This is a genomic window from Streptomyces sp. P6-2-1, assembly GCF_050613165.1.
GTDB lineage: Bacteria > Actinomycetota > Actinomycetes > Streptomycetales > Streptomycetaceae > Streptomyces.
In genome coordinates, this window is sequence record NZ_CP192513.1 from 3297717 (window position 1) to 3311754 (window position 14038).

Consider the following 14038-nt stretch of genomic DNA (forward strand, 5'->3'; position numbering starts at 1 on the left):
TCCCGCGGACGGCAGGCCCCGCGGACCGTACGGCCCCGGGGCCGCTCAGCCCTCGCTGTCGCCAGGCCGCTCCTCGCCGCCCTCGGCGATGTCCTGCTCCAGGCCGAGCTGTTCGACGAGCCAGCGGTCGAACTCGATCGCGGCGCGCACCCAGCTGACGGTCGAGGAGACGAAGTGCTCCAGGCTCACGCCGGTGCCGATGAGCATCTGCGCCTCGCCGATGAGGCGGACCGAGCCGTCGTCGTGGGTGTGCGTGTAGACCTTCGGCCACAGGGTGCGGCGGTTCCAGTCGTCGATGGCTTCGAGGAGCTGGGGCTTGTCCTCGATGCGGTGCTCGCGGTCGTAGAACGTCCGCACCGAGAAGACCTGCTGCTCGTTCTCGCCGCGGAACATGAAGTACGTGCGGAATTCCTCCCACGGGGCGGCGAGGTCGCCCTCGTCGTCCACGACGTACTTCAGCTCCATCTGTTCGAGGAGCTGCTTCACCAAATCCTGGTCGGGGACGACGGGGCCCGCCGGTCCTTGGGGCTCTGGCTGGTTGCCCCCGAAGTTCGGAATGGAGGACGGGTCGATGCTCACCGTGTATTTCCCTTCGTACGGATGAGGGCCATCCTCCCCCATGTGCGGTGGGGGCTGGCAAGCCCTCGCCCCACGGGCGGGGCGCGGGCGGGTCGGGGCGCGGGGTACGGGGCGGGCGGGGGACGGGCGCGGGGAGCGTACGGGACGGGGGCTCCCCGCAGGGGGAGGCTCCCCGGGCCGGGTGCCCGCCACGGCCCCCGGCAATCACCGGGGACCGCGACTCCGCGTTCCCGCGCAGGTCAGAGCGTTTTCGCTGGGCCCTCCTGCTCCCGCTCCGCCGCCGCCTCCACCGGTCCGACGAGGAGTTCGTCGCCGAAGCGCTCGACGCGGACCGTGTCCCCGTCCGTGACCTCGCCCGCGAGGATCTCCCGGGCGAGCCGGTCACCGATCGCCGTCTGGATGAGACGCCGCAGCGGGCGCGCCCCGTACGCCGGGTCGTTGCCCTCGGAGGCGAGCCAGGCGAGCGCCTCGGGGGTGACGTCGAGGCGGAGCCTGCGGTCGGCGAGCCGCTTCGCGAGCCGGTCCACCTGGAGCCGCGCGATGTGCGCCAGCTCGTCGGCGCCGAGCGCGGTGAAGACGACGACGTCGTCGAGCCGGTTGAGGAACTCCGGCTTGAACGAGGCCCGGACGACTTCGAGCACCTGCTCCCGCTTCTGCGCCTCGGGCGTCAGCGGGTCCACGAGGAACTGGCTGCCGAGGTTCGACGTGAGGACGAGGATCGTGTTGCGGAAGTCGACCGTGCGGCCCTGGCCGTCGGTGAGGCGGCCGTCGTCGAGCACCTGGAGGAGCACGTCGAAGACCTCCGGGTGCGCCTTCTCGACCTCGTCGAGCAGCACGACGCTGTACGGGCGGCGGCGCACCGCCTCGGTGAGCTGCCCGCCCTCCTCGTAGCCGACGTATCCGGGCGGGGCACCGACGAGCCGCGCGACGGAGTGCTTCTCGCCGTACTCGCTCATGTCGATGCGGATCATGGCCCGCTCGTCGTCGAAGAGGAAGTCGGCGAGCGCCTTGGCCAGCTCGGTCTTGCCGACCCCGGTGGGGCCGAGGAACAGGAACGAGCCGGTGGGCCTGTCGGGGTCGGCGATCCCGGCACGCGTCCTGCGTACCGCGTCCGAGACGGCGGCGACGGCCTCCCTCTGCCCGATGAGCCGCCGCCCCAGCTCCTCCTCCATGCGCAGCAGCTTGCGCGTCTCGCCCTCCAGGAGCCGGCCCGCGGGGATGCCCGTCCAGGAGCCGACGACGTCGGCGATGTCGTCGGGGCCGACCTCCTCCTTGACCATCGTGTCCCTGGCCGCCTCCTCCTCGGCGCGGCTCGCCTCCTCCAGGTCCCGCTCCAGGGCCGGGATCTCCCCGTAGAGCAGCTTGGACGCGGAGTCGAAGTCGCCGTCGCGCTGCGCTCGTTCGGCCTGGCCGCGCAGCTCGTCGAGCTTCTCCTTCAGCTCACCGACCCGGTTGAGGGAGCGCTTCTCCTTCTCCCAGCGCGCCGTGAGCCCGCGCAGCTCCTCCTCGCGGTCGGCGAGGTCCTTGTGGAGCTTCTCCAGGCGCTGCACGGAGGCCGGGTCGGTCTCGGAGCGCAGCGCCAGCTCCTCCATGCGCAGCCGGTCCACGGAGCGCTGGAGTTCGTCGATCTCGACGGGCGAGGAGTCGATCTCCATGCGGAGCCTGGACGCGGCCTCGTCGACGAGGTCGATCGCCTTGTCGGGCAGGAAGCGCGAGGTGATGTACCGGTCCGAGAGGGTCGCCGCCGCGACGAGGGCGCTGTCGTTGATCTGCACCTTGTGGTGCGCCTCGTACCTGCCCTTGAGGCCGCGCAGGATCGCCACCGTGTCCTCGACGGTGGGCTCGGCGACCAGGACCTGCTGGAAACGGCGCTCCAGGGCCGGGTCCTTCTCGATCCGCTCGCGGTACTCGTCGAGCGTCGTCGCGCCGACCATGCGCAGCTCACCGCGCGCGAGCATCGGCTTGAGCATGTTCCCCGCGTCCATCGCGGAGTCGCCGCCCGCCCCCGCGCCCACGACGGTGTGCAGCTCGTCGATGAAGGTGATGACCTGGCCGTCGCTCTCCTTGATCTCGTTGAGCACCGTCTTGAGGCGCTCCTCGAACTCGCCGCGGTACTTGGCGCCGGCGAGCATCGCGCCGAGGTCGAGCGAGACGAGCCGCTTGTCCTTGAGGGACTCGGGCACATCGCCCTTGACGATGCGCTGGGCGAGCCCCTCGACGACGGCGGTCTTGCCGACGCCGGGCTCGCCGATGAGCACCGGGTTGTTCTTCGTGCGGCGTGAGAGGACCTGGACGACCCTGCGGATCTCCTGGTCCCTGCCGATCACGGGGTCGAGCCGACCCTCGCGGGCCGCCTCGGTGAAATCGGTGCCGAACTTCTCCAGGGCCTTGTACTGCCCCTCGGGATCGGGAGTGGTCACCCGGCGTCCTCCCCTGGCCTTCTGAAACGCTTCCTGAAGCTTCCGCGCGTCGGCGCCCTGCCCCGCCAGCACCTCGCCCGCCTGACCGCCCTTGGCGGCGATGCCGAGGAGCAGGTGCTCCGTCGACAGGTACGCGTCGCCCAGCTCCTTGGCGCGGGTTCCCGCGTCCTGGACCGCGGCGAGCGTCTCACGGTCGGGCTGCGGGGGCGCGACCGTGGAGCCCGAGACGCTGGGCAGCGCGCCGAGCAACCGCTCCGCCCCGGCACGTACCGCCGACTGGTCGGCGCCGACGGCGGCCAGCAGGTCCGTCACATTCTCGTTGTCCTGGCCCGCGAGGAGCGCGAGCAGCAGGTGGGCGGGCGTCAGATCAGGGTGCCCCCCGGCCACGGCCCGCTCCCCGGCCGCCTGGATCGCCTCCCGGCTCCTGTTCGTCAGTTCCACGTCCACTGCGCACGCCCTCCTCGCCACGTCGACTGCCCGGCCGCTTCCTACGGCCGCGACAACTCCTCGATGACTCCTACAGCCTCGATGAAGTTGAGTCTATTCCACTCAAGGAAGTGGAGCGAGCAATCTTCGAGCACTCTTTCGAGGGAATCACCGGGATCTCGCGCTGACGTTCGGTCACGGGGGCGGCGGCCCCCCTGCACGACCACGCCAAGGACCGCCTGCGCGGCGGGGCGCGGGGCGTCGACAGCCCAAGGGGCGGCACTCCGCCGGGCCCTGAGCGGCCGGGACCGACGTTGAGGCGGCGCGGGCGGCGCAGGCCCGGACGGGGCACGCACCCCGGGCGGGCTCAGGCGGCGCGGGCGGCGCGGGCGGCGCAGGCGGCGCGGGCGGCGGCCCGGACGGGGCACGTACCCCGGGCGCGGGACGACGGACGCGGACAGCCCGCCCGGAGGCGCGGACGCCCCCCTCACGGCACCGGAGGCGCGAACGGCCTGGCGGGCGCGGGCCCGCAGGGACGCGAGGACGCGGGGCAGGCGGGGGCCGCGGAGGAGGCGGACGCCCGGAGCCCGTACGACCGGAGGGCCCGGACAGCCCGTACAGCCGAAGGCCCGGAACAGCCCGCCCAGCGCGATCCGCACGACCCGCGCGACCCGCGCGACCCGCGACAGCCCGGCTCTGGCCCCCCGCAGGCGCGCCCACCGCACTTCCACCCCCCTCCCCCGCGCCTCGCGCCCCTCCCCGCGCCGCCCCGGGCCCCCCGCGCGCCGCTACTCTCCCCCCATGCCCGTCTCCCTGACCGACCCGCCCGCCTCCTACCTCGCCTTCTGGCGCGAGCGGCACATCTGCACGCTCACCACGCTCCGCCCCGACGGCACCCCGCACGTCGTCGCGGTCGGCGCCACGCTCGACCCCGTCGCCGGGCTCGCGCGCGTCACCACCAACCGCAACAGCCGCAAGGCCCGCAACGTCCTCGCCGCGGGCCCCGAAGGCGCCCCTGTCGCCGTCTGCCAGGCCGAGGGACCGCGCTGGGCCACGCTGGAGGGCAGGGCCCGGCTGCTCACCGGCGAGGAGGAGATCGAGGAGGCGGTACGGCGCTACGCGGAGCGCTACGGGCGGACCCCGGCCCCCAACCCCGAGCGCTCCGTCATCGAGATCACCCTCACGCGCCTCCTCGGCAACGCCTGAGCGCCCCCGGCACGTTCCGCAGGCCGGCCCCGGCCGCACACAAAGGGGCAGCGGCGCCGCCGGGTTCAGGTCCTCGGCGGCGCCGCTGCTGGGGGAAAGCGCCTGGCGATCTTTTGCAACGGGGGAATCGCTCAGGCGCTGCGGGGGGTGACGTAGGAGTCCGACCAGTCGGCGACCTGCTGGTGATCGCGCTGGTCGAGGTTCACGAAGAGCATCCCGTAGCGCACCACGCACCGTACTGGCTGCGGGGCACCACGCGGACGGCGGAGACAGCGGTACGCCCGTACGTCCTCGGCCCCGTCCCGCACGACGACGATCGGTTCGCCGAAGAGCGTGACCATCAGCGAGTCACCGTCGTGGGGGATCGCCGTGACGAGATCGATGAAATGCCAGCCGGAGCGATAGGCGGTGGCCATCTCACGCCGGAAGGTGTGGTCGTCGGGCGGGGTCGTCATGCCTGGACCGTGCCCCAGGAGGGCTCACCGGCGGGAGCGACACCCCACGACGGCTCACCGGCCGGGACAACACCCCAGGAAGGCTCACCCGCAGGAGCGACACCCCAGGAAGGCTCACCCGCGGGAACGACTCCCCACGAGGGCTCGCCCTTCTTGGCGGTCGCGTGGACAACACCCCAAGACGGCTCACCGGCGGGAGCGACACCCCACGAGGGCTCACCGGCGGGGACAACACCCCAAGACGGCTCACCCGCAGGAGCGACACCCCAGGAAGGCTCACCCGCGGGAACGACTCCCCAGGAAGGCTCTCCCTGCACAGAGGCCGGGACCACGCCCCAAGAGGGCTCCCCCGGGCGGGCGGAGGCACTCACGGACCCCGACGGCTGGCTTCCCCACGACGGCTCACCCAGAGCCACCGCACCAATGGCGAGCGCCGCCATCGCGGAAACGCAGAGCGTACGAAGCTTCATGGACATGACGGGCTCCCACCTCTGTGATTGGTATGTGAACGACCCCCGCCCTGCAACGATGGCCCAGGCAGGGCGCTTTCACTAGGAAACCCATGCATCATGTTCCTGTATTACATGAGCCTGAGGGGGGGACATATGCGGAGGAGGCCCCTCGAAAAGTCTCATTCCCATCCTCAGGAACCGCTCTGCGTCACCGGCCGTGAGCTGTACGCGGCCGCGCTGCGCTCCGGGCGGCTCAAACGTGAGGAACTCGTCGACGCCCCTTGCGTTCTCGACCTGGGGCTGCTGGCCCCCGACCCGGCCGAGCCGGCGACCCTGCTCCCGGTACAGCCCTCGACGGCGCTCGGCAGGCTGCTCCAGCCGCTGGAGAACCGCATCCTGCACAACCGCAAGGCGGCGATCGCGCTCACCGAGACCCTGGAGCCCTTCATGGCTCTGAGCGGGCACGATCCGGCCAGTCAGGCGGTCACCGTGCTCGACGGCCTCGACCGCATAAACTCCACGCTCGACCAGACCGTCATGGAGTGCCGCGAGGAACTCCTCACGCTCCAGCCGGGCAGCGGACGCGCCCCCTACCTCCTGGAGGACGCGCTGCGGCGCGTGGAACCGTTCTTCGGCACCTCGGTCCGGATGCGCACGCTGTACCACCACACGGCTCGTCACCATCCCTCCACACTCGCCTACGTGGAGCGGACGATGCCGGAGGGCATCGAGTTCCGCACGATGGAGCAGCTGCCCGAGCGGCTCATCATCGTGGACAGGCGTGCCGCGTTCATCCCGATCAGCGACGACCGCAAGATCGCCCTCCAGATCGAGCACCCCGGTCTCGTCGGCTACCTCGCGGGCGTCTTCGACCAGTTCTGGAGCCTCGCACGCCCCTGGTCCGAGGCGACGCCGGCCCCCGTGCCGAGCGGCATCACGAGTACGCAGCTCTCCATCGCCCGGCTGCTCGTCGAGGGCCACGTCGACGAGGCCATAGCCCGCCGCCTCGGCATGAACGTCCGCACCTGCCGCGCCCACATCGCCAAGCTCGCCACCACTCTCGGCAGCGGCAGCCGCGCCCAGCTCGGCTACCTGATCGCCCAGTCGGGCTTACTGGATACGCCGGGCAGCTGAGGACGGCAGGAGCAGGGGACCCCGGCGGTGGTCCGGGGGTACGGGACCCCGGCGGCGGTACGGGGTTACGGGAGGACCCCGGCGGTGGTCCGGGGCGGGCGGCGCGGGTAAGGAGCGGCGGGTACGGGGCCGGGGGCCCACACGCGTACGGCGCGCCCCGCGCCCCTTCGGCACCGCCCCCGCGCCACCCCGCCGGGCCGCGCTACTCTCCCGCGCCCTGCCCGCGCTTGTTCTTCGGGCGCCACACGACGAGCGCGCTCGCCTGCTGCACCTCCTGGTACGGGACGAGGTCGCGCCGGTACGAGGCGTGCACCTGCGCCTCGCGCTGCCGCATCGTGGCCGCGGCCCCGTCCAGGGCCGCGCTCAGCTCGGCGATGCGCTGCTCCATCGCGCTGACCTGGGATTGCAGCTCGATGATCCGCTTGATCCCGGCCAGGTTCACGCCCTCGTCCTGCGAGAGCTGCTGCACCTGGCGCAGGAGCTGGATGTCGCGGGCCGAGTAGCGGCGGCCCCGGCCCGCGGCGCGGTCCGGGGAGACCAGCCCGAGCCGGTCGTACTGACGCAGGGTCTGGGGGTGGAGCCCGGAGAGCTGCGCGGCGACCGAAATGACGTACACCGGTGTCTCGTCGGTCAGCTCGTACGGGTTCCTGCCTCGGCCTTCCACGGTCATGCTCCCTTCGCCGCCTCGAACAACGCCGCCCGCGGGTCCTCCCCGGCACTCGCGTCGCGGTAGGACTCCAGGGCCTCCCTGGCGCGGTCGTCGAGGTGCGCGGGCACCGCGACCTCCACGGTCACCAGGAGGTCCCCGCGCGTACCGTCCTTGCGGACCGCGCCCTTGCCGCGGGCGCGCATCGTCCGGCCGTTGGGGGTACCCGCCGGGAGTTTGAGGGTGACGGGCGGCCCGCCGAGCGTCGGCACCCGCACCGTGCCGCCGAGCGCCGCCTCGCTGAAGGTGACGGGCACGGTGACCGTCAGGTTGTCGCCCTTGCGGGCGAAGACCGGGTGCTCCTTGACGTGCACCGCCACGTACAGGTCGCCCGCCGGGCCGCCGCGCTCGCCCGGGGCGCCCTTGCCGCGCAGCCGGATGCGCTGCCCGTCGTGCACGCCCGCGGGGATGCGCACCTGGATCGAGCGGGACGACTTCGCGCGCCCGCTGCCCTTGCACACCTCGCAGGGGTCCTGGGCGATGAGCCCGCGCCCCTTGCAGTCCACGCACGGGTCGGTGAGCGAGAACCCGCCGCTGCCGCCGCGCGAGACCTGCCCCGTGCCCACGCAGGTCGGGCAGACCCGCGGGGTGCCGTTCTTGTCGCCCGTGCCCGAGCACGCCTTGCACGGCTCCTGGCTGGACATCCGTAGCGGGACCGTCGCCCCGTCCACCGCCTCGGTGAAGGTGAGCGTCACCTCGGACTCGATGTCCTGGCCGCGCCTGGCCCTGTTGCGCGTCGGGCCGCCCTGCGTGCCCGTACCTGCCGTACCGCCCCGGTTGAAGAGCCCGCCGAAGACGTCGCCGAGGCCGCCGCCGAAACCGCCGCCGCCGCTGCCCCCAGGGCCGCCCCCGAAGAGGTCGCCCAGGTCGAAGTTGAAATTGCCGCCCGCGCCGCCCGCGCCCGCGCCGCCGGGACGGAAGCCGCCGCCCGCGAAGAGGGCGCGCGCCTCGTCGTACTCCTTGCGCTTCTTCGGGTCGCCGAGGACGTCGTGCGCCTCGGAGATCTCCTTGAAGCGGTCCTCCGCCTTGGTGTTGCCCTTGTTGGCGTCCGGGTGGTTCTCGCGGGCGAGCTTGCGGTACGCCTTCTTGATCTCCGCCTCGGTGGCGTCCTTCGGCACGCCGAGGACCTTGTAGTAGTCCTTCTCGACGAAGTCCTTCGTGCTCATCCCCGACGTCCCTCCTTCCGTGGCGGCACGGCCCCGGGCCACGGCCCCCGCTCGGCCCGCCCGGCCATCTCCTGTTGTACCGCTCCCGGCCGCCCGGCCGGATCATACGATCCGGCCGGGCGTCTCCCGCTGTGGTCAGCCCTTGTCGGGGCCACCGTTCTCCTCGTCCGCCGCGGCGGCCTTCTCGTCCTCGGCCGGGGCCGAGCCCGAGGCCGCCTGCTCCTTCGCCGGCGCCGCGCCCGGCTGGGGCTCGGCGACCGCGACCCGCGCGGGGCGGATCGTGCGCTCGCCGAAGCGATACCCCGGCTGGAGGATCGCGACGCACGTCGTCTCGGTGACGTCGGGCGCGTACGAGTGCATGAGCGCCTCGTGGATCGTCGGGTCGAAGGGCTCGCCCTCCTCGCCGAACTGCTCCAGGCCCATCTTGGCGGTGATGGACTCCAGCGAGTCGGCGACCGACTTGAAGCCGCCCGTCAGCTCCTCGTGCTCCCGCGCCCGGCCGATGTCGTCGAGCACGGGCAGGACCTCGCTCAGGAGGTTCGCCACCGCCAGCTCCTTCACGGCGACCCGGTCGCGCTCGACCCTGCGGCGGTAGTTCTGGTACTCGGCCTGGAGCCGCTGGAGGTCCGCGGTGCGCTCGCCGAGCGCGGTGCGCACCTGGTCCAGCTGGGCCGTCAGAGCGGCCTGCTGAGCGTCCCCGCCCGGGGCGGGCCGCTCCTGCTCGGAGCGACCCTCCTCGGCGGCGTCGGGGGCGGCGCCGTCGGAGACGTCAGCGGGCTCGTTCTTCTCGTCGAAGCCCCCCGGAGTCTCCTCGCTCACGCCGCACCGTCCTTCTTGTCCTCGTCGACGATCTCGGCGTCGACGACGTCGTCGTCAGCGGCCTTGGCACCGGCGTCGGCACCCGGAGCGGCGCCCTCGGCACCGGCCGAGGCCTGCGCGTCGGCGTACATCGCCTGGCCGAGCTTCTGCGAGACGGCGGCGACCTTCTCGGTGGCCGTCTTGATCTCGGCGGTGTCCTCGCCCTTGAGCTTCTCCTTCAGCTCGGTGAGCGCGGCCTCGACCTCGGTCTTGATCTCGCCGGGGACCTTGTCCTCGTTGTCCTTGAGGAACTTCTCCGTCTGGTACGTGAGCTGCTCGCCCTGGTTGCGCACCTCGGCGGACTCGCGGCGGCGGTGGTCCTCGTCCGCGTACTGCTCGGCCTCCTGGCGCATCCGGTCGACCTCGTCCTTCGGCAGCGAGGAGCCGCCGGTGACGGTCATCTTCTGCTCCTTGCCCGTACCGAGGTCCTTCGCGGTGACGTGCATGATGCCGTTGGCGTCGATGTCGAAGGAGACCTCGATCTGCGGCACCGAGCGCGGGGCCGGGGGCAGACCGGTCAGCTCGAACATCCCGAGCTTCTTGTTGTACGCGGCGATCTCGCGCTCGCCCTGGTACACCTGGATCTGCACCGACGGCTGGTTGTCCTCGGCCGTCGTGAAGATCTCGGAGCGCTTCGTCGGGATCGTCGTGTTGCGCTCGATGAGCTTCGTCATGATGCCGCCCTTGGTCTCGATGCCGAGGGACAGCGGGGTGACGTCGAGGAGCAGGACGTCCTTGACCTCGCCCTTGAGGACACCGGCCTGGAGCGAGGCGCCGATCGCGACGACCTCGTCCGGGTTGACGCCCTTGTTCGCCTCCTTGCCGCCGGTCAGCTCCTTGACCAGCTCGGCGACGGCGGGCATACGGGTCGAGCCACCGACGAGCACGACGTGGTCGATGTCGGCGAGCGCGATGCCCGCGTCCTTGATCACGTTGTGGAACGGGGTCTTCGTCCGGTCCAGGAGGTCCGCGGTGAGCTGCTGGAACTGAGCGCGCGTGAGCTTCTCGTCCAGGTGCAGCGGGCCCTCGGCCGAGGCCGTGATGTAGGGCAGGTTGATCGTGGTCTCGGTGGACGAGGACAGCTCGATCTTCGCCTTCTCGGCGGCCTCGCGCAGGCGCTGGAGCGCCATCTTGTCCTTGCTCAGGTCCACACCGTGACCGTTGTTGAACTGCTTGACCAGGTAGTCGACGACGCGCTGGTCCCAGTCGTCACCACCGAGCTGGTTGTCACCGTTGGTGGCCTTCACCTCGACGACGCCGTCGCCGATCTCCAGGAGCGACACGTCGAAGGTGCCGCCACCGAGGTCGAAGACGAGGATCGTCTGGTCGTCCTTGTCGAGGCCGTACGCGAGCGCGGCGGCCGTCGGCTCGTTGACGATGCGCAGCACGTTGAGGCCCGCGATCTCGCCGGCCTCCTTCGTCGCCTGGCGCTCGGAGTCGTTGAAGTACGCCGGGACGGTGATGACCGCGTCGGTCACCTTCTCGCCGAGGTACGCCTCCGCGTCGCGCTTGAGCTTCTGGAGGACGAACGCCGAGATCTGCTGCGGGTTGAAGTCCTTGCCGTCGAGGTTGATCTTCCAGTCGGTGCCCATGTGGCGCTTGACCGACCGGATGGTCCTGTCGACGTTCGTGACCGCCTGACGCTTGGCGACCTCGCCGACCAGCACCTCACCGTTCTTCGCGAAGGCGACGACGGACGGCGTGGTCCTGGCGCCCTCGGCGTTGGTGATGACGGTGGGCTCGCCGCCCTCCAGAACGCTGACGACGGAGTTAGTCGTGCCCAGGTCGATGCCGACCGCACGTGCCATTTCGGGTCCTCCAGATGACTTGAGTGGAACTGGCTCAACCATGCAACAGCCCCCCACCCCCTGTCAACAGACCTGAGCCGCTCGCACTCAACTCTTATTCAGCCCTTACGCGCAACACCCGCCCACCGATCCGCGACACCCCGCCCGCGACACCCGCGGCGCGCCGTGCGCCAGATCACGCGGCACAGCGGAGCCACGACGACAGGGAGTCGATACCCTCCCTACAGAACCAAATAAGTTACTGCTTAGTAGGATGGCCCTGCGGGCCGTCCGCGCCCGGCACCACCGCACGACCAGCACCACCGCACCACCGCACGACCAGCAGACCCGCACCACCGCACCACCGCACCACCGCACGACCAGCAGACCCGCACCACCGCACCACCAGCAGCCCGCACCCACCCCAGTACCCCGCACTTCCGCGCAGGTTCGAGGAGCCCTCCATGCAGCTCGCCGCGATCATCGTGTCGCTGCTCCTGACCGTGGTCGGCGTGGCGCTCATCTCCCGAGCGATCGCGCAGATCATCCAGCACGTACGGCTCGGCCAGCCGGTCCCGGCAGGCAGTCGCACCGACCGCTGGAAACAGCGTTCCCTCACTCTCGCGAGGGAATTCGTCGGCCACACCCGGATGAACCGCTGGGGCATCGTCGGTGTCGCCCACTGGTTCGTCGCGGTCGGCTTCCTCACCCTCGGCCTGACGATCATCAACGCGTACGGGCAGCTCTTCCAGGCGGACTGGATCATCCCCTGGATCGGCACCTGGCCCCCGTACGAGGTCTACATCGAGTTCATCGCGCTCTTCACGACGCTCGGCATCCTCACCCTCATGGGCATCCGCCTGCTGAGCCTGCCCTCGCGCGCCGGGCGCAAGTCCCGCTTCACGGGCTCGAAGCTCGGCCAGGCGTACTTCGTCGAGTACGTCATCCTGATCATCGGGCTCGCGGTCCTCATGCTCCGCGGCCTCGAAGGCGCGATCCACCACGTCGACGGCTACGAGGCGAGCTACTGGGTCTCGTACCCCCTCGTCGCGGGCCTGCGCGACCTGGATGTCTCCACGCTCCAGAACCTCATCTACCTCACGGCGATGATCAAGCTGGGCGCCACGATGATCTGGGCGATCACCGTCGGCCTCAACACCAACATGGGTGTCGCCTGGCACCGCTTCCTCGCCTTCCCCAACATCTGGTTCAAGCGGAACGCGGACGGCGCGGTCTCGCTCGGCGCGCTCCAGCCCATGACGACCGGCGGCAAGCCGATCGACTGGGAGGACCCGGGCGAGGACGACGTCTTCGGCGTCTCGCAGGTCGAGCACTTCTCCTGGAAGGGCCTGCTCGACTTCTCCACCTGCACCGAGTGCGGCCGCTGCCAGTCGCAGTGCCCCGCCTGGAACACCGGCAAGCCCCTCTCGCCGAAGCTCCTCATCATGTCGCTGCGCGACCACGCGCACGCGAAGGCCCCGTACCTGCTCGCCGGTGGCGGCAAGACGATGGAGGGCGAGGAGAAGGCGAGCGAGGAGCAGCTCAAGGACGTCCCCGCCGCGGCACTCGCCGAGGCCGAGCGCCCCCTCATCGGCACCCTCGAAGAGGGCGGCGTCATCGACCCCGACGTCCTGTGGTCCTGCACCACCTGCGGCGCCTGCGTCGAGCAGTGCCCCGTGGACATCGAGCACATCGACCACATCGTCGACATGCGCCGCTACCAGGTCATGATCGAGTCCTCGTTCCCCTCCGAGGCCGGGACGATGCTCAAGAACCTGGAGAAGAAGGGCAACCCCTGGGGCCTCGCGAAGAAGAAGCGCCTGGAGTGGACCAAGGAGGTCGACTTCGACGTCCCCGTCGTGGGCGAGGACGTCGAGGACCTGACCGAGGTCGACTACCTCTACTGGGTCGGCTGCGCGGGCGCTCTGGAGGACCGCGCGAAGAAGACGACGAAGGCCTTCGCCGAGCTGCTGAACATCGCGGGCGTCAAGTTCGCGATCATGGGCGGCGACGAGAAGTGCACCGGTGACTCGCCCCGCCGCCTCGGCAACGAGCCCCTCTTCCAGCAGCTCGGCGCCGAGAACGTCGCGATGCTCAACATGGCCTTCGGCGAGGACGACGACGACCCGGAGACCAGGAAGCCGAAGTCCGCGAAGAAGATCATCGCGACCTGCCCGCACTGCTTCAACACGATCGCGAACGAGTACCCGCAGCTCGGCGGCGAGTACGAGGTCATCCACCACACCCAGCTGCTCCAGCACCTGGTCGACGAGGGCAAGCTCGTCCCCGTCACGCCGGTCGAGGGCCTCATCACGTACCACGACCCCTGCTACCTGGGCCGCCACAACAAGATCTACACGCCGCCGCGCGAGATCATCGCGAAGGTCCCCGGCGTCCGCAGCGAGGAGATGCACCGCCACAAGGAGCGCGGCTTCTGCTGCGGCGCGGGCGGCGCGCGCATGTGGATGGAGGAGCGGATCGGCAAGCGCGTCAACAACGAGCGCGTCGACGAGGCCCTCTCGCTCGACCCCGACATCATCTCGACGGCCTGCCCCTTCTGCCTCGTCATGCTGACCGACTCGGTCAACGGCAAGAAGAACGAGGGCCAGGCGAAGGAGTCGGTGCAGGTCGTGGACGTCGCCCAGCTCCTCCTCGACTCGGTCAAGACCCCCGCCGACCCCGAGCCCCCGGCCGCCGCCGCGGACGCCCCTGAGCCCGAACCGGCCCCCGCGGCGGGCTGACAGGCCGCACGACGACCGCCCGAGGGGGCGCGGAGACCCACGTCCGCGCGCCCCCTCGCCGTACGCGCGCCTTCCCCCCGCACCCCCTCGCCGTACGCGCGCCTTCCC

Annotated in this window: 10 protein-coding genes; 3 read left to right on the forward strand and 7 right to left on the reverse strand. The window is 71.1% G+C overall.

What is annotated here, in order from left to right:
- Window positions 1-45: 45 nt before the first annotated feature.
- Window positions 46-579 (reverse strand): YbjN domain-containing protein, encoded by a 534-nt coding sequence (locus ACQYWQ_RS14240; RefSeq protein WP_431034963.1) that lies wholly within the window; start codon window positions 577-579, stop codon window positions 46-48.
- Between the two features lie 239 nt (window positions 580-818).
- Entirely contained in the window at window positions 819-3446 is a 2628-nt protein-coding gene (gene clpB, locus ACQYWQ_RS14245) for an ATP-dependent chaperone ClpB (RefSeq protein ID WP_431034965.1), read from the reverse strand.
- Between the two features lie 780 nt (window positions 3447-4226).
- On the opposite strand from clpB, the gene ACQYWQ_RS14250 reads away from it, so the two are divergent.
- On the forward strand, window positions 4227-4631 hold the full coding sequence (locus tag ACQYWQ_RS14250; protein WP_431034966.1) for a pyridoxamine 5'-phosphate oxidase family protein: 405 nt from the start codon (window positions 4227-4229) through the stop codon (window positions 4629-4631).
- Between the two features lie 131 nt (window positions 4632-4762).
- Here the strand turns inward: ACQYWQ_RS14250 and ACQYWQ_RS14255 are convergent, their stop codons facing one another.
- Window positions 4763-5086 carry a (2Fe-2S)-binding protein gene (locus tag ACQYWQ_RS14255; protein WP_431034968.1) on the reverse strand — a complete coding sequence of 108 codons (324 nt, stop codon included), beginning with the start codon at window positions 5084-5086 and terminating at the stop codon, window positions 4763-4765.
- Between the two features lie 605 nt (window positions 5087-5691).
- Here ACQYWQ_RS14255 and ACQYWQ_RS14260 point away from each other — a divergent pair.
- Complete coding sequence (locus tag ACQYWQ_RS14260; protein ID WP_431034969.1) at window positions 5692-6672, forward strand: helix-turn-helix transcriptional regulator; 981 nt, start codon at window positions 5692-5694, stop codon at window positions 6670-6672.
- 202 nt (window positions 6673-6874) lie between these two features.
- On the opposite strand, the gene ACQYWQ_RS14265 is transcribed toward ACQYWQ_RS14260, so the two are convergent.
- From ACQYWQ_RS14265 to dnaK, 4 genes are all read right to left on the reverse strand, one after another.
- Entirely contained in the window at window positions 6875-7336 is a 462-nt protein-coding gene (locus ACQYWQ_RS14265; RefSeq protein WP_007825079.1) for a heat shock protein transcriptional repressor HspR, read from the reverse strand.
- A gap of 2 nt (window positions 7337-7338) precedes the next feature.
- Window positions 7339-8544 (reverse strand): molecular chaperone DnaJ, encoded by a 1206-nt coding sequence (dnaJ, locus tag ACQYWQ_RS14270; RefSeq protein WP_431034970.1) that lies wholly within the window; start codon window positions 8542-8544, stop codon window positions 7339-7341.
- Window positions 8545-8679: 135 nt separating this feature from the next.
- Window positions 8680-9363 carry a nucleotide exchange factor GrpE gene (grpE, locus tag ACQYWQ_RS14275; RefSeq protein ID WP_431034971.1) on the reverse strand — a complete coding sequence of 228 codons (684 nt, stop codon included), beginning with the start codon at window positions 9361-9363 and terminating at the stop codon, window positions 8680-8682.
- Window positions 9360-11210 (reverse strand): molecular chaperone DnaK, encoded by a 1851-nt coding sequence (gene dnaK / locus ACQYWQ_RS14280; RefSeq protein ID WP_431034973.1) that lies wholly within the window; start codon window positions 11208-11210, stop codon window positions 9360-9362. The genes grpE and dnaK overlap by 4 nt, the downstream gene beginning before the upstream one ends.
- A 443-nt stretch (window positions 11211-11653) precedes the next feature.
- On the opposite strand from dnaK, the gene ACQYWQ_RS14285 reads away from it, so the two are divergent.
- Window positions 11654-13930: a (Fe-S)-binding protein gene (locus tag ACQYWQ_RS14285; RefSeq protein WP_431034974.1), complete on the forward strand. Its 2277-nt coding sequence runs from the start codon at window positions 11654-11656 to the stop codon at window positions 13928-13930.
- Window positions 13931-14038 lie beyond the last annotated feature (108 nt).

Excerpts from the sequence above, each read along its gene's own strand:
- ACQYWQ_RS14285 (WP_431034974.1), top strand. The coding sequence starts at position 11,654 with ATGCAGCTCGCCGCGATCATCGTGTCGCTGCTCCTGACCGTGGTCGGC.
- dnaK (WP_431034973.1), bottom strand. The coding sequence starts at position 11,210 with ATGGCACGTGCGGTCGGCATCGACCTGGGCACGACTAACTCCGTCGTC.
- ACQYWQ_RS14250 (WP_431034966.1), top strand. The coding sequence starts at position 4,227 with ATGCCCGTCTCCCTGACCGACCCGCCCGCCTCCTACCTCGCCTTCTGG.
- ACQYWQ_RS14260 (WP_431034969.1), top strand. The coding sequence starts at position 5,692 with ATGCGGAGGAGGCCCCTCGAAAAGTCTCATTCCCATCCTCAGGAACCG.
- ACQYWQ_RS14255 (WP_431034968.1), bottom strand. The coding sequence starts at position 5,086 with ATGACGACCCCGCCCGACGACCACACCTTCCGGCGTGAGATGGCCACC.
- dnaJ (WP_431034970.1), bottom strand. The coding sequence starts at position 8,544 with ATGAGCACGAAGGACTTCGTCGAGAAGGACTACTACAAGGTCCTCGGC.